The organism is Streptomyces cinnamoneus, assembly GCF_014650495.1.
Taxonomy (GTDB): Bacteria; Actinomycetota; Actinomycetes; order Streptomycetales; family Streptomycetaceae; genus Streptomyces; species Streptomyces cinnamoneus.
In genome coordinates this window covers 39641-54408 of record NZ_BMVB01000002.1, presented here as the reverse complement: position 1 = coordinate 54408, position 14768 = coordinate 39641, and the positions used below count along the sequence as shown (strand labels likewise).

Here is a 14768-nt window from a genome sequence, read left to right as displayed (position 1 = left end):
GGACCACTCTTTCGGGGGGTGTAGAGCTGAAGTGCGTAGTGTCGTACCCATGAGTACGACAGCCGATCCGCTCGCCGTTCTGGGCTCGCTCCCGGGCGTGGCCGACTCCGTGGACTCCGTGCGCAAGGCGGTGGACCGGGTGTACGGCCACCGGGTCATGCGCCGCCGCAGCAACGAGGTCACCTCCGAGGCCGCACTGCGCGGCGCCCGCGGCTCGGCCGCGCTCTCCGGCGCCGACTGGGCGCTGGAGGAGGTGCGCCGGCGCTCCGACTTCGGCGGCGAGGGGGAGCCGCGCACGGTGGGCGCGGCGCTCCGGCTGACTGCGGAATCCGGCCAACTGCTCAGCGTGTGGCGGCAGTCCCCGCTGCGGGTGCTGGCCCGGCTGCATCTCGTCGCTGCCGGGCGGGACCGTCCCGACGAGGCGGTGGGCCGTCCGCGGCTGCCGGGCGAGCCGGTGGTGGAGCCGCTCGTCGAGCTGCCGCTTCCGGCGGCGGACGAGGTGTCGGGACGGCTTGAGGGCCTGGCCGGACTCCTGATCGCGGGCAGTGAGGCGTCGGCGCTGGTGACGGCCGCGGTGGTGCACGGAGAGCTGCTCGCGCTGCGCCCGTTCGGGTCGTACAACGGTCTCGTCGCCCGGGCTGCCGAGCGGATCGTGCTCGTGGGCAGCGGACTGGACCCCAAATCCATCTGCCCGGCCGAGGTGGGGCACGCGGAGCTGGGGCGGGCTGCCTACACGGCGGCGCTTGAGGGCTACGTCTCCGGGACGCCGGAGGGGGTGGCGGCCTGGATCGCGCACTGCGGCCGCGCCGTTGAACTCGGCGTGCGGGAGAGCACGGCCGTCTGCGAGGCGCTCCAGCGCGGCGCCGCCTGACGATGCCCTGCGCACGTCGGGCGGCTCGGTCGAACGGCGTTGCTCCGGGCAAGGGTTGCGGCGGTACCTGTACTGCTCTGGTACCGCCGCTGGCACGTCCGTCGGGTTACCATGCGTGCACGATGTTTGCCCATCAGGTCGGGGACTTCGCCCGTCACCTGGTGCGGCTGGCCCGTAATCGACGGGTCGGCGTCGCGTGGGTGCCCGACTTTCATGCGCGGTCCGTGGGGCCTTGGTGCGTGAAGGGCGTCCTCCCGGATGTCCCTGGTCTCGCGGGCCGTTAAGTCCTTTCTACTCCTGTCGTGGCGGAAGCGGAAGTCCAGGCCGCAGTTCTTTGCTTTTGGCAGCAAACTCGGACAATGCGGGAGTGTGGCGGCGACCGGCGAGCCACATCAAACCGGCCGTGGCCGCTGCTGCGCCGACCGCGGCGGCGACCACCAGTGCCGATCGCGACGGCATGGGCAGTGAAGAGACGCGTTGCTTGAGCCGGACGGGCCGGCTGAAGGACAGGACGGGCCAGTCACGGGCGACCGCCTCACGCCGCAGACCCCGGTCGGGGTTGACGGCGTGCGGATGGCCGACCGCTTCCAGCATCGGGATGTCGGTGACGGAGTCGCTGTAGGCGTAGCAGCGCGCCAGGTCGTATCCCTCGGAGGCGGCGAGCTCCCGGATGGCTTCGGCCTTGGTGGGGCCGTAGGCGTAGTACTCGATCTCTCCGGTGAAGACGCCGTCCTGTACGACCATTCGGGTGGCGACGACGCGGTCGGCGCCGAGCAGCTGCCCGATCGGTTCGACGACTTCGGCGCCCGAGGTGCTGACGATCACCACGTCGCGTCCGGCGGCGTGATGCTCCTCCACGAGCGAGGCTGCCTCGTCGTAGATGATCGGATCGATGAGCTCGTGCAGGGTTTCGGCCACGATCTCGCGGACCTGCTGGACATTCCAGCCCCGGCAGAGCGCGGAGAGATACTGGCGCATCCGCTCCATCTGATCGTGGTCGGCTCCGCCGGCCAGGAAGACGAACTGCGCATAGGCGGTGCGCAACACGGCACGCCTGTTGATCAAGCCGCCTTGGTAGAAGGACTTGCTGAAGGTGAGCGTGCTCGACTTCGCAATGACCGTCTTGTCCAGATCAAAGAACGCGGCTGTCCGAGGCAAGGAGTGGTTTTCCACTCCGCCGAGCATAGGGGCACTCCATTCGGCGTAAGCTGAGGCGTGTGGGTTTGCCTGAGAAGGCTCTCGGGTACACCATGGAAGTCACGGATCGTTCGCGACCGTGTCTAACCCGGCCCGACTCCTCCCCCCCCGAGTCGGCCGTGGGGACGACCCCCGCTCTCCCCCCCGGCGGGGGTCGTCGCATGTCCGGATGCATTTTGGGCATCGGCTTCGGGTCCTCCTCTCCCTCGCGCGCCCCGGCGGGCGCGGCGCCTGCCCCCTTCATACCTGTTACGCAGGGTAATCAACAGGCTGCTCTCCGGAAGTCACCGGTATAGGTGAGCGGGATATTCACATCCGTTGAGTTGTCCACAGTTTTTGACCAAGATCCACACGATTTCCCAGTTCGCTGCACGGTGATTCCCCGCGAGTTCCGCGACCTTCGCGGATGCGAGAGCGCGTAGTGAGAGGGGAGGAGACCGTGACCGGATCCCGCACATCCGATTGGCCCACTTCCGCGGACGCACGGCAGGGCGGCCCGCTGATCGTCACGGAGGACGACGGGCTGCTCGACGATCTGTTGCGGCTGTGTGCCGCGGCCGGAGCCGTTCCCGAAGTCATGCACGCAACACCCGCCCGTAGAGGCAGCTGGGAGAGCGCCCCGCTCGTCCTGGTGGGTGACGACTGCGCCCTGCGCATGGGTGCCGCCGCCCGCCGCGAAGGGGTGGTGCTCGTCGGCAAGGACCTCGACGACCCCGGTGTCTGGAGACGTGCCGTGGAAATCGGGGCCCGGCACGTGGCCCTGCTGCCCGACGGCGAGAGCTGGCTGGTCGACCGCATCGCCGACGCCGTCGAGGGCGTCGGCCGCCCGGCCCTCACCGTCGGGGTGATCGGTGGCCGGGGCGGCGCCGGAGCGAGCACGCTGGCCTGCGCCCTGGCCGTCGGAGCCGCCCGCGCCGGACACCGCACGATGCTCATCGACGGTGATCCGCTGGGCGGTGGACTCGACGTGATGCTGGGCGGGGAACGGGCCGGCGGGCTGCGCTGGCCCGCCTTCGCCGACTCCCGGGGCCGGGTGGCCGGGCGGGCACTGGAGGAGGCGCTGCCCGAGCTGCACTCACTGCGCCTGCTGAGCTGGGACAGGAGCGACTGCACCGCCGTTCCGCCCGAAGCGATGCGGGCCGTGCTGGCCGCCGCCCGCAGGCGCGGCGGCGTGGTGGTCGTGGACCTGCCGCGCAGGATCGACGAAACGGCCGTCGAAGCCCTCGAACAGCTCGACGCCGGTCTGCTCGTGGTGCCTGCCGAACTGCGCGCGGTCGCAGCGGCGCACCGGGTCGCCTCGATGCTCGGGATGCTGCTGGGCGACCTGCGCGCGGTGGTGCGCGGCCCGTTCGGTCCGGGGTTGGGCGGCGAGGAGATCACGCGCCTTCTGGGGCTGCCGCTGGCCGGTGAACTTCCCCTGGAGCCGGGCCTGTCGGGGGCGCTGAACGCGGGCCGCCCGCCGGGATCCGACGAGCGGGGACCGCTGGCGCGCTTCACCACGGAGTTCTGGGGCCGGGCCCTCGCCGATGGCGGAGGTGCGCCGGCATGAGCGCCTCTTTGCTGGACGCGGTGCGGCTGCGGCTCGCGGAGAGCGGAGCGGACCCCACCCCCGCACGGGTCGCCGAGGCCCTGCGCCTCGAAGGGCGGCTGCTCGGCGACGCCGAAGTGCTCGGTGTCGCCGCCAGATTGCGCTCCGAGCTCGTCGGTACCGGCCCCCTGGAGCCGCTGCTGGCCGAGCCCGACGTCACCGACGTGCTGGTCACCGCACCCGACCAGGTGTGGGTGGACCGCGGTGCCGGACTGCAGCGCACGCAGGTGTCCTTCCCCGACGCGGCGGCCGTGCGCCGGCTCGCCCAGCGCCTCGCCGCCATCGCCGGCCGCCGGCTGGACGACGCCCGCCCCTGGGTCGACGCCCGTCTGCCCGACGGCACGCGCCTGCACGCCGTACTGCCCCCGGTGGCCGTCGGCTCGACGTGCCTGTCCCTGCGCGTCGTCCGGCCCCGCGCCTTCGCGCTGGAGGAGCTGGTCGCCGCCGGAACGGTCCCGCCCGGCGGCCAACGGCTGCTGCGGGCCGTGCTCGACGCACGGCTGTCGTTCCTCATCAGTGGCGGGACCGGCTCGGGAAAGACCACTTTGTTGTCGAGCTTGCTGGGCCTCGTCGCACCCGACGAACGCATCGTGCTCGCCGAGGACTCAGCCGAGCTGCGTCCCGACCACCCCCATGTGGTGCGGCTGGAAACGCGGCCCGCCAACCAGGAGGGCACCGGTCTCGTCACCCTCCGGGATCTCGTGCGGCAGGCGTTGCGCATGCGCCCGGACCGGCTGGTCGTGGGCGAGGTACGCGGCCCGGAGGTCACCGACCTGCTGGCCGCTTTGAACACAGGCCACGAAGGAGGCTCGGGCACTGTGCACGCCAACGCCGCGGCGGACGTGCCGGCCCGGCTGGAGGCCCTGGGTTCCTCGGCGGGTCTCGACCGGGCTGCGTTGCACAGCCAGCTGGCGGCCGCGCTGTCGGTCGTCATCCATCTGGTGCGCGACCACAGCGGACAGCGGCGCATCGCCGAAGTGCACGTCCTGGACCGGGACGCGTCCGGGTTCGTGACGACCGTACCGGCGGCCGTAGGGGGTCCGCAGGGCTTCGAGCGCGGCCCTGGATGGACACGGCTTGCGGCGCTGTGCGAGCGCGGCGGAGGTGTCTCATGACCGCCCGGCTGATCGTGCCACCGTCCCCGGCCATGACCTGGGGCGTGGCCCTGCTGCTCTGTGCCGTGGCGGTGGCCGGGCTGGGGGCACGGCCGGGGCCCCAGCTGCGGCGGGCCCGACTCCTGCTGGCCGACGGTGGTCCGGTGGGCTTCGGCGGACCGGGCAGCTCCTTCCTGCCGGACTGGGCGGGGGAGTGGGCCGAGCGGTTGCGCCGGTGGGCACGCGCAAGGCGCGAGCTGGCCTGCCTGCCCGTCGGTTGCGGGGTGGCGCTGCTCGGGCACTCCCTGGTGCCGTTGATCGGGGCGGCGGTGGCCGTGCCGCTCGTCCGGCGATGGCTCGCCGTCAGGCAGCGGGAGCACGAACGGGAGCGGTGTGAGGCCGCCGTGATCGAGATGTGCGGCAGCGTGGCGGGAGAGCTACGGGCAGGGCGCCAGCCCTGCGAGGCCGTGGCCGGGCTGACGCAGGTGGAACTGGGCCCGGGCTGGCCGGCCGTGCCCGCCGCCGCGAGATTCGGCGGGGACGTGCCGACAGCGCTGCGCAAGGCCGCGCTTCAGCCCGGGGCCGAGGGCCTGAACGGCGTGGCGGCCTGCTGGCGTGTGGCAGTCGACGGCGGGGCGGGCCTGGCAGCAGGACTGGAAAGGGTCGCCGCGGCCCTCTGCGCCGAGCGGGACCAACGCGACGAACTGCGCGCCCAGCTGGCCGGCACGAGATCCACCGCGGTCATGCTCGCCCTGCTGCCCGTACTGGCCCTGTTGATGGGCAGTGCGCTCGGTGCGGACCCCCTGCGGGTGCTGCTGCACACTCCGGCCGGGCTCGGCTGCCTGCTCCTGGGCGGACTGCTGGAGTCTGCAGGCATCGCCTGGACGCGACGGATCGTACGGGCCGCCGAAGGTGCGGGGAGGGGGCCGGCGTGAGCGGGCAGCTTGTCCACAGCCTGTGGGCGGCGGGGCTGGTGGTGGTCACGGTGGCATGCATGGCGGCCAGGGGAAGCCGGTCCCGCAAAGCGAGATCGACGCGGCGCCGGATGCAGACCCTCGTGGGCAGCCGCACTCCGGCAGCGAACGGTCGTGGGCTGCCGGTACGGCTGCGGCGGATCGCGGCCGCCCGGGGCGGCCGCACCACGGCGGCAGCGGCGATCGGCGGACTGGTGCTCGTCGGGATCGTCGGCGGGGTCATGGGGTGCGTCGTGGGAATCGCTGCTGCGGCCGGGGTGTGGCGGTGGCGGCGGAAGGCGGAACGCGCGGGGGAGGAGGTTTCGGCGGAGGAAGTCGGCTGCCGGCTACCGCTCGCTGCGGATCTGCTGGCTGCCTGTCTGGCTGCCGGAGCGGGCCCGCGTGAGGCAGCGGAAGCGGTCGGGGGCTCGCTCGGAGGGACGGTGGGCGAGCGGCTGGCCCAGGCCGCGGCGGAGGTGCGGCTCGGAGGCGAGCCGGCCGCGGCGTGGGGCCGGCTGGGCGCCCTCCCCGGGGCCGCCGGGACGGCTCGCTGCCTGGAGAGGGCACAGACGACCGGAGTCCCGGCGGTGGAGCCCATGACGCGGCTGGCGGCGCAGCTGCGCGCCGCGCAGTCCAGGGCAGCGGGCATACGGGCCCGGCGCGCGGGCGTCCTGGCGACGGCCCCTCTCGGACTGTGCTTCCTGCCCGCGTTCCTGACGGTGGGCGTGGTGCCGGTGGTGGTCGGCCTGGCGAGCGGTCTCCTGCAGGGCAATTGATCGAGACAACTGATGCAGAACACCACGGGAAAGCGGAGGAGCAGTCATGGCATGGGCGGCGTGCACGAGGGCGGCAAGGACCTGGACCTCGGAAGGACCGGGAGGAACAGCAGCGGTCACCTCGTGGTGGCCACGAGGGCGGTCGCGTCGGCGGGCGCACGGGTGGGCGCGTCTTCGGCGTCCGGCCGCAGGCGGCGGCGATGCCGGCATGACCACGGCCGAGTACGCGGTGGGGACGCTGGCGGCGTGTGCTCTGGCGGCGGTCCTCTACAAGGTCGTCACCAGCGGGGCCGTCAGCGGCGCACTGCAGCAGCTGATCGTGAGGGCACTCCATGCGACGTTCTGACGGGGGGTTCGTGACGGCCGAGGCCGCGGTCGTCCTGCCGGTCATGGCGCTGACCAGCATGGCGCTGCTCTGGACGCTGATGGCCGGTGCCGCCCAGATCCAGTGCGTGGACGCGGCCCGGGCGGGGGCGAGGGCGGCCGCCCGGTCGGATCCGCCCGCGGCGGCCGTCGCGGCGGCCAGATCGGCGGCCCCACCCGGAGCCCGGGTCGGAGTGGCGCGGGAAGGGGACCTGGTCCGCGTGCAGGTCGAGGCACGGGTGGCCGGCCCGGGGCCGTTGGCGGTGCGCCTGAAGGGAGAGGCGGTGGCTCTTGCTGAAGAGACGGTGGGGTGATGCAGGCTCCGCCACGGTGTGGACGGCGGTGGCGGTCACGGCCTTCTGCGTGGTGCTCGCCGCCGTGCTGGCCATGACCCAGGCCGTGATGGCGCGTCACCGCGCCGGTGGCGCTGCCGACCTGGCCGCGCTGGCCGCCGCCGACCACGCCCTGCAGGGCGAGGACGTTGCCTGTCGTCTCGGCCGGAAAGTCGCCGAGGCTCAAGGGGCGCACGTGGCGGGGTGCGTGGTGCAGGGGGAGATTGCGGAAGTAATAGCGGAGGCGAGGGCGGGGCCGTACGCGGTCCGGGTACGCTCCCGCGCGGGCCCCACCGCCTACGCCCCGTCGGGCTAGGCCCTACGCCCCGGCCGCCTACGCCCCGGCCGCCTACGCCCCGCCCGGTGACCCGCCTGGCTCGCCGTTCTGCGGTTCACCCCAGCTCCCCGCTCGGTGACACGCCCGGTTCCTCTCCCGGAGAAGCCTCTCCCGGAGCAGCCTCGTCCGGGGCTCCGGTGAGGAGGTGGGTGAGGAGCCGGATGGCGCCTCGCTTGTCCAGGGGGTCGTTGCCGTTGCCGCACTTGGGGGACTGGATGCAGGAAGGGCAGCCCGTGTCGCACTCGCAGGAGGCGATCGCCTCGCGGGTGGCGCCGAGCCAGCGGGCAGCGGTGTTGAAGGCCCGCTCGGCGAAGCCGGCGCCCCCCGGGTGGCCGTCGTAGACGAAGACGGTCGGCAGGAGCGTGTCGGGATGGAGCGGGACGGACACGCCTCCGATGTCCCAGCGGTCGCAGGTGGCGAAGAGGGGGAGCATGCCGATGGAGGCGTGTTCGGCGGCGTGCAGGGCGCCGCCGAGGGCTTCGGGGTCGATGCGGGCGGCGTCGAGCTGGTCCTCGGTGACGGTCCACCACACGGCCCGGGTGCGCAGGATGCGGGGCGGCAGCTCCAGTTTGGACTCGCCGAGCACTTCGCCGGTGATGAGTTTGCGACGGAGGAAGGAGACGACCTGGTTGGTGACCTCGACGGAGCCGAAGCACAGCCGTGCGTCCCCCCAGGGGACCTCGGTGGTGGTCTCCAGGATGGAGATGGCGGTGGTGTCCCGGGCCGTCGTGGAGTAGGGCGGATCGGCCTGTTCGACGAGCGCGACGGAGTCCTCCAGGTCGAGGTGGCGCACGAGGTAGCTGCGGCCTTGGTGGAGGTGGACGGCGCCCTCGTGGACGGTGGTGTGGGCGGCGGCCGCGTCCACGGTGCCGAGCAGCCGGCCCGTTCCCTCCTCGACGACCTGGACGGGGCGGCCGCCCCCGCCGCGGATGTCGGTGAGGTCGGCGGCGCGTTCGCGGCGGGTCCAGTGCCAGGCGGAGGCCCGGCGGCGGAGCAGTTTGCGGGCTTCGAGCTGGGAGATCACGACCATGGCCTCGGGGCCGAACAGCGACAGGTCGGCCTCCGTGAGTGGTAGTTCCTCGGCGGCGGCGCACAGATGGGGGGCGAGGACGTAGGGGTTGTCGGGATCGAGGACGGTGGATTCCACGGGCTGCCGGAAGAGGGCCTCGGGGTGGTGGACGAGGTAGGTGTCCAGCGGGTCGTCGCGGGCGATGAGTACGGCCAGGGCGCCCCGTCCCGTACGGCCGGCGCGGCCGGCCTGCTGCCAGAGGGAGGCGCGGGTGCCGGGGTAGCCGGAGAGGAGGACGGCGTCGAGGCCGGCGACGTCGACGCCCAGTTCGAGGGCGGACGTGGCGGAGAGGCCCAGGAGTTCGCCGGTGTGCAGGGAGCGTTCGATGGCGCGGCGCTCCTCGGGGAGGTAGCCGCCGCGGTAGGCGGCGACGCGGGAGGGGAGGGAGCGGTCGACGGCGGCGAGGCGCTCCTGGGCGATCAGGGCGACCAGCTCGGCGCCGCGCCGGGAGCGGACGAAGGCGACGCTGCGGACGCCTTGGACGACGAGGTCGGTGAGGAGGTCGGCGGTCTCGGCGGTGGCGGTGCGGCGGACGGGCGCGCCCCGCTCGCCGTGGAGCTCGGTGAGCGGGGGTTCCCAGAGGGCGAAGACGACGTCGCCGCGCGGTGAGGCGTCCTCGGTGACCTCGGCGACCGGGACGCCGGTGAGGCGGCAGGCGGCGGTGGCCGGGTCGGAGGCGGTGGCGGAGGCGAGCAGGAAGACGGGGTCGGAGCCGTAGCGGGCGCAGACGCGCCGCAGGCGGCGCAGGACCTGGGCGACGTGGGAGCCGAAGACGCCGCGGTAGGTGTGGCACTCGTCGATGACGACGTAGCGCAGGGCGCGCAGGAAGGAGGCCCACTTGGGGTGGCCGGGCAGGATCGACAGGTGAAGCATGTCGGGGTTGGTCAGCGCGTAATTGGCGTACTGGCGCACCCACTCGCGTTCCTCCACCGGGGTGTCCCCGTCGTAGACGGCGGGGCGGATGCCCTTGCCCAGGGGTGCGGCCAGGGCGCGTACGGCGCGGCGCTGGTCGGCGGCCAGGGCCTTGGTGGGGGCGAGGTAGAGGGCGGTGGCGCCGCGGCCGTTGGGGGCCTCGGATCCGTCCAGCAGGGTGCTCAGGACGGGGGCGAGGTAGGCGAGGGACTTGCCGGAGGCGGTTCCGGTGGCCACCACGGCCGACTCGCCGCGCAGTGCGTGTTCGGCCGTGCGCGCCTGGTGGGCCCAGGGCCGCTCGATTCCGGCGGCCCGGATGGCGTCGATCACCTCTGGGCGGATCTTCTCCGGCCAGGGGGCATGACGTCCGGGACGAGGGGGCAAGTGCTCCGTATGAGTGATGCGTGCAGCCCGGCCCGGCCCGGCGGCGAGTCGGTCGAGGATCGTCCGGGGAGAGGGGTGCACGCCCGCCTCCGGCGGGAGTTGATCGTTGGCCATCGACACCGAGTGTGTCACTGGCGTGACGGACAATGGCGCCAAGGCGTCGTGCGCGCCTGCCGGTAAGTGATTGAATGCCATCGCGGCTGCCGATCCATGGGGGGCGACCGCTCGATGCAAGGTGCTGGAGGATCCGTGGACCTGTCCCTGTCGACCGAGACCGTAGGCGACCGTACGGTTGTCCGGGTCGGTGGCGAGATTGATGTGTACACCGCGCCCAAGCTGCGTGAGCAGCTGGTCGAGCTTGTCAACGACGGCAATTACCACCTCGTCGTGGACATGGAGGGCGTCGACTTCCTCGACTCCACCGGGCTCGGCGTCCTGGTCGGCGGCCTGAAGCGTGTGCGTGCCCATGAGGGCTCGCTGCGGCTGGTCTGCAACCAGGAGCGCATTCTCAAGATTTTCCGTATCACCGGCCTGACCAAGGTGTTCCCGATCCACACCTCGGTCGAGGACGCGGTACAGGCGACCGACTGACGACGGCCGGGCGGCGGCCCGGCGGCCGGACGGAGGTCCGGGCGGCGGCCGCAGCCCGACGGCACAGTCGAACAGCCGCACAGCCACGCCGGGGGGCCACGGGCTCCAGGGTCCGTCCCCTCTGCGAGTTCGTCCCGTTCCCGATGAGGGAAGGGGGCCGGCAGGTACCACCGAGGGGGATGGCATGGCCACCGTCGAACTGCTCTTCAGTGCCCTTCCTGAGCATGTCCGCACGGCCAGGCTCGTCGCGGCCGCGGTGGCGCGCCGGGCCGGGGTCGACGAGGCCGTTCTCGACGAGGTCCGGCTCGCCGTCGGTGAGGCGTGCTCGCGCGCGGTCGGCCTGCACAACAGCCAGGGGATCTCCAGCCCGGTGCGGGTGGTGCTGATCGAGGACGAGAAGAAGTTCTCCATCGAGGTCGCCGACGACGCGCCGCGCCCTGCCGCCGTTGCGGCCGCGCTGGCCAGAGCCGCGGCGGGCTCCGCCAAGGGGTCCGGCCCCGGTGGGGTCGCGGAGGACATCGGGGTCGACAGTGACGACGACATGGGCCTCGCCGTGATCAGCGGGCTCGTCGACGACGTCGAGGTGACGGCCGACGAGAGCGGGGGCCTGATCCGCATGAGCTGGCCTACGGCGTCCACGACCGCCCTGCCGTAGGGCGACCGCCCCCGTCCGCCGTAGTCGGCCGCGCCGCGTGCGCCGTAATCCTGTCCGGCGGGCCGTGGGCGGCCGTCCGGACGCGTTCTGCATCCCTTCCGCGGGTGCCGCGCGGGGCCGCGTGAAGGCGGTGGAATGGTGGTTGATGCTTCCACGAAGCCACCGAATGGCCCATTGATCTCCACTCGTCGATCAATTCCCCCGCCGCACCTCCATGGCTCGCACACGGATCACTTTTCCGATCTTCACTTGCGCAGTCTCATTCCGGTTCCTGCGCTCTGTTTTGATCTCGTCATGCTCCCTACAATCCGTGCATCTTGAGCTCAGGACGCCTGAGCGTGGCGGCCGTTCCTGCGGTGGTGCCCAATGTCGCGGGTCCCGGCTACGCGCCCATGTGCCAAACGTCAGGGAGGACGAATGGCGGGGCCCTTTACCCCTCAACAGGTGGACTTCACTCAGAATCTCGCGGTCGAGCTGACCGAGGGCAATCGCACCCTGGTGCTGGTGATCGCGGCCGTGGCGGTCGCCGCGCTCGCCGTGGCCGTGGTGCTGGTGCGTCAGGTGCTCGCGGCGAGCGAGGGCACCGAGAACATGAAGAGAATCGCCGCGGCGGTGCAGGAAGGCGCGAACGCCTATCTCGCCCGGCAGTTGCGCACCCTCGGCGTCTTCGCCGTGATCGTGTTCTTCCTGCTCATGCTGCTGCCCGCGGACAACGGATCGCAGCGCATGGGCCGTTCGCTGTTCTTCCTGGTCGGTGCGTTGTTCTCCGCCGCCACCGGCTATATCGGCATGTGGCTCGCGGTGCGCAGCAATGTGCGCGTGGCGGCCGCGGCGCGTGAGGCGACACCTGCCGAAGGGGAGCCGGAAAAGGATCTGACGGCGGTCGCGCACCGGGCCATGAAAATCGCGTTCCGCACGGGCGGGGTCGTCGGCATGTGCACCGTGGGCCTCGGCCTGCTGGGCGCCTCCTGCGTGGTGCTGGTGTACGCGGCCGATGCGCCCAAGGTGCTGGAGGGATTCGGATTCGGCGCGGCGCTGCTGGCGATGTTCATGCGCGTGGGCGGCGGCATCTTCACCAAGGCCGCGGACGTCGGCGCCGACCTGGTCGGAAAGGTCGAGCAGGGCATCCCCGAGGACGACCCGCGCAACGCGGCCACCATCGCGGACAACGTGGGCGACAACGTCGGGGACTGCGCGGGCATGGCGGCCGACCTCTTCGAGTCGTACGCCGTCACGCTCGTCGCCGCGCTCATCCTCGGCAAGGCCGCCTTCGGCGACGCCGGCCTCGCCTTCCCGCTGCTCGTCCCCGCCATCGGCGTGCTCACGGCGATGATCGGCGTGTTCGCGGTGGCGCCGCGCGCCAGCGACCGCAGCGGGATGACCGCCATCAACCGGGGCTTCTTCATCTCCGCCGTCATCTCCCTCGTGCTGGTGGCGGTGGCGGTGTTCACCTATCTGCCGTCCCGCTACACCGACTTGAAGGGCATCGGCGACGAAGCCATCGCCTCCCACGACGGCAACCCGCGCGTGCTCGCGCTCGTGGCCGTCGCCATCGGCATCGTCCTCGCCGCACTCATCCAGCAGCTGACCGGCTACTTCACCGAGACCAGCCGGCGGCCTGTGCGGGACATCGGCAAGACCTCCCTGACCGGCCCCGCGACCGTCATCCTCTCCGGCATCTCCATCGGCCTGGAGTCCGCGGTCTACTCGGCGGTGCTGATCGCGCTGGGGGTGTACGGGGCGTTCCTGCTGGGCGGCACGTCGATCATGCTGGCGCTGTTCGCCGTCGCCCTCGCGGGCACGGGTCTGCTCACGACCGTCGGCGTCATCGTCGCGATGGACACCTTCGGGCCGGTCTCCGACAACGCGCAGGGCATCGCGGAGATGTCCGGCGACGTCGAGGGCGCGGGCGCGCAGGTGCTCACCGACCTCGACGCCGTGGGCAACACCACCAAGGCGATCACCAAGGGCATCGCCATCGCCACGGCCGTACTGGCGGCGTCGGCGCTGTTCGGTTCGTACCGCGACGCGATCGCGACGGCCGTCGCGGACGTGCACGCGGACGCCACCGAGCTCGGGCTCAGCCTGGACATCTCGCAGCCCAACAACCTGGTGGGGCTGGTGCTCGGTGCGGCCGTCGTCTTCCTCTTCTCCGGCCTGGCCATCAACGCGGTGTCGCGGTCGGCGGGCGCGGTGGTCTACGAGGTGCGGCGGCAGTTCCGCGAGCACCCCGGGATCATGGACTACAGCGAGAAGCCGGAGTACGGGCGCGTGGTGGACATCTGCACCAAGGACGCGCTGCGCGAACTGGCCACGCCCGGCCTGCTCGCGGTCATGGCCCCCATCGCCGTCGGCTTCTCGCTCGGCGTCGGCGCGCTGGGCTCGTACCTGGCCGGCGCCATCGGCACCGGCACGCTGATGGCGGTGTTCCTGGCCAACTCCGGTGGCGCCTGGGACAACGCCAAGAAGCTCGTCGAGGACGGCCATCACGGCGGCAAGGGCAGCGAGGCGCATGCGGCGACGGTCATCGGGGACACGGTCGGCGACCCGTTCAAGGACACCGCCGGTCCCGCGATCAACCCGCTGCTGAAGGTGATGAACCTGGTGGCACTGCTCATCGCGCCGGCCGTCGTGAAGTTCTCGTACGGCGCCGACGCCAACAGGGGCCTGCGGATCGGCGTCGCGGTGCTGGCGATCGTCGTCATCGTGGGTGCGGTCTACGCCTCCAAGCGGCGCGGGATCGCCGTGGACGACGACGGCAACGCCGAGCGGGCGGCGAAGCCCGTGGACCCGGCGGTGGTCTCCTGACGGCATCTCAGCCGTCCGCCGTGGACCACGGCACGGCACCGTATGCCTCCGGCACTCCCGGAGCCCGCGTCAGGTGCGGCGAACGCCACGCCAAGCTTGGTGCAAATGGCTCCAAATGGGGGCATACGGTGTGCTCGGCTCCTGTCCCCTGTCGCCTGGACGTGTAAGTTCCGGGGCCGAGAGCCATTGAAGGGACCGATCCGGTGAACAAGAAGCTTGTGGCTGCACTGTCCGGCGGGGCGGCACTTGTCCTGGCCCTGACGGGCTGCGGCGGGGGCGGCGACGACAAGTCCAAGAAACTCGACGAGTGGGCCAAGAGCGTCTGCGACCAGATGCAGCCTCAGGTCAAGAAGATCACGGACGCCAACTCCGCGATCGTGGGCCTCACGAACGAGGAGGACTCCAAGAAGATCCAGCAGACCGACTCGGCGGCCTTCCAGGCCAGCGCCGACGCCTACAAGGCCCTCGCCACCTCCGTCGACCGGGCGGGCGCCCCGCCGGTCAAGGACGGCGAAACCAGCCAGAAGAACGCCGTCAAGGCGCTCAACGACCTCTCCGGGGCGTACGCGGGGCTGAAGAAGCGCATCGACGAGCTGGACACCGGCGACCAGGCGAAGTTCGGCGAGGGCCTCAAGGGCATCGCCGCCGACATCAGCAAGCTCACCAGCCGCAGCGACGAGGCGCTCAAGAAGCTGCAGTCCGGCGACGTCGGCAAGGCCATGGCCAAGCAGCCGGGTTGCAAGCGGACGTCGGTCTCCCCGTCGGCGACCAAGCAGTAACGACGACCGGAACCGGGTCGGCCCCGCCCGGCGCCGCGCCGCAGTGGGCGGCGCCGGGC

13 protein-coding genes and 1 pseudogene are annotated in these 14768 nt (G+C 72.1%); 12 read left to right on the top strand and 2 right to left on the bottom strand.

The features are described from left to right. Window positions 1-49 precede the first annotated feature (49 nt). Window positions 50-871 (top strand): Fic family protein, encoded by an 822-nt coding sequence (locus IE182_RS02765; protein WP_190108011.1) that lies wholly within the window; start codon window positions 50-52, stop codon window positions 869-871. 291 nt (window positions 872-1162) lie between these two features. On the opposite strand, the gene IE182_RS02760 is transcribed toward IE182_RS02765, so the two are convergent. After that, complete coding sequence (locus IE182_RS02760; RefSeq protein ID WP_190108010.1) at window positions 1163-2056, bottom strand: HAD family hydrolase; 894 nt, start codon at window positions 2054-2056, stop codon at window positions 1163-1165. Between the two features lie 451 nt (window positions 2057-2507). Here IE182_RS02760 and ssd point away from each other — a divergent pair, with 451 nt between their 5' ends. The 7 genes and pseudogenes from ssd to IE182_RS02725 all read left to right on the top strand — a co-directional run bounded on the left by ssd (window position 2508) and on the right by IE182_RS02725 (window position 7490). Next, entirely contained in the window at window positions 2508-3617 is a 1110-nt protein-coding gene (ssd, locus tag IE182_RS02755) for a septum site-determining protein Ssd (protein WP_229844530.1), read from the top strand. Continuing rightward, the gene (locus IE182_RS02750; protein ID WP_190108008.1) at window positions 3614-4771 is read left to right on the top strand and encodes a TadA family conjugal transfer-associated ATPase; all 1158 of its coding nucleotides are present in this window, start codon (window positions 3614-3616) and stop codon (window positions 4769-4771) included. The genes ssd and IE182_RS02750 overlap by 4 nt, the downstream gene beginning before the upstream one ends. Continuing rightward, the gene (locus IE182_RS02745; protein WP_190108007.1) at window positions 4768-5685 is read left to right on the top strand and encodes a type II secretion system F family protein; all 918 of its coding nucleotides are present in this window, start codon (window positions 4768-4770) and stop codon (window positions 5683-5685) included. Before IE182_RS02750 ends, IE182_RS02745 begins: the two co-directional genes overlap by 4 nt. Further along, window positions 5682-6479: a type II secretion system F family protein gene (locus IE182_RS02740; RefSeq protein WP_229844529.1), complete on the top strand. Its 798-nt coding sequence runs from the start codon at window positions 5682-5684 to the stop codon at window positions 6477-6479. The genes IE182_RS02745 and IE182_RS02740 overlap by 4 nt, the downstream gene beginning before the upstream one ends. A 160-nt stretch (window positions 6480-6639) precedes the next feature. Next, window positions 6640-6825: pseudogene (locus IE182_RS31760) on the top strand (DUF4244 domain-containing protein); the annotation flags it as partial. Continuing rightward, window positions 6812-7156, top strand: a complete 345-nt coding sequence (locus IE182_RS02730; protein WP_190108005.1) for a TadE family type IV pilus minor pilin — start codon at window positions 6812-6814, stop codon at window positions 7154-7156. The pseudogene IE182_RS31760 and the gene IE182_RS02730, both read left to right, overlap by 14 nt. Next, the gene (locus tag IE182_RS02725; RefSeq protein WP_190108004.1) at window positions 7134-7490 is read left to right on the top strand and encodes an Rv3654c family TadE-like protein; all 357 of its coding nucleotides are present in this window, start codon (window positions 7134-7136) and stop codon (window positions 7488-7490) included. Before IE182_RS02730 ends, IE182_RS02725 begins: the two co-directional genes overlap by 23 nt. A gap of 76 nt (window positions 7491-7566) precedes the next feature. Here IE182_RS02725 and sftH read toward each other — a convergent pair whose 3' ends face one another. Then, window positions 7567-10071 carry a DEAD/DEAH box helicase gene (gene sftH, locus IE182_RS02720; RefSeq protein WP_190108003.1) on the bottom strand — a complete coding sequence of 835 codons (2505 nt, stop codon included), beginning with the start codon at window positions 10069-10071 and terminating at the stop codon, window positions 7567-7569. Window positions 10072-10125: 54 nt separating this feature from the next. Between sftH and bldG the strand changes: the two genes are divergently transcribed. From bldG to IE182_RS02700, 4 genes are all read left to right on the top strand, one after another. Then, complete coding sequence (gene bldG / locus IE182_RS02715) at window positions 10126-10467, top strand: anti-sigma factor antagonist BldG (protein WP_086565946.1); 342 nt, start codon at window positions 10126-10128, stop codon at window positions 10465-10467. Window positions 10468-10651: 184 nt separating this feature from the next. Next, complete coding sequence (locus IE182_RS02710; RefSeq protein WP_190108002.1) at window positions 10652-11122, top strand: ATP-binding protein; 471 nt, start codon at window positions 10652-10654, stop codon at window positions 11120-11122. Window positions 11123-11539: 417 nt separating this feature from the next. Further along, on the top strand, window positions 11540-13930 hold the full coding sequence (locus tag IE182_RS02705) for a sodium-translocating pyrophosphatase (protein WP_190108001.1): 2391 nt from the start codon (window positions 11540-11542) through the stop codon (window positions 13928-13930). A 203-nt stretch (window positions 13931-14133) separates the two neighbouring features. Then, complete coding sequence (locus IE182_RS02700) at window positions 14134-14709, top strand: small secreted protein (protein WP_229844528.1); 576 nt, start codon at window positions 14134-14136, stop codon at window positions 14707-14709. The last annotated feature ends 59 nt before the right edge of the window (window positions 14710-14768 follow it).

Coding starts and splice junctions, on each gene's coding strand:
- IE182_RS02745 (WP_190108007.1), top strand. CDS start 4,768: ATGACCGCCCGGCTGATCGTGCCACCGTCCCCGGCCATGACCTGGGGC.
- IE182_RS02705 (WP_190108001.1), top strand. CDS start 11,540: ATGGCGGGGCCCTTTACCCCTCAACAGGTGGACTTCACTCAGAATCTC.
- IE182_RS02760 (WP_190108010.1), bottom strand. CDS start 2,056: ATGCTCGGCGGAGTGGAAAACCACTCCTTGCCTCGGACAGCCGCGTTC.
- IE182_RS02730 (WP_190108005.1), top strand. CDS start 6,812: ATGCGACGTTCTGACGGGGGGTTCGTGACGGCCGAGGCCGCGGTCGTC.
- IE182_RS02765 (WP_190108011.1), top strand. CDS start 50: ATGAGTACGACAGCCGATCCGCTCGCCGTTCTGGGCTCGCTCCCGGGC.
- IE182_RS02710 (WP_190108002.1), top strand. CDS start 10,652: ATGGCCACCGTCGAACTGCTCTTCAGTGCCCTTCCTGAGCATGTCCGC.
- sftH (WP_190108003.1), bottom strand. CDS start 10,071: ATGGCATTCAATCACTTACCGGCAGGCGCGCACGACGCCTTGGCGCCA.
- IE182_RS02750 (WP_190108008.1), top strand. CDS start 3,614: ATGAGCGCCTCTTTGCTGGACGCGGTGCGGCTGCGGCTCGCGGAGAGC.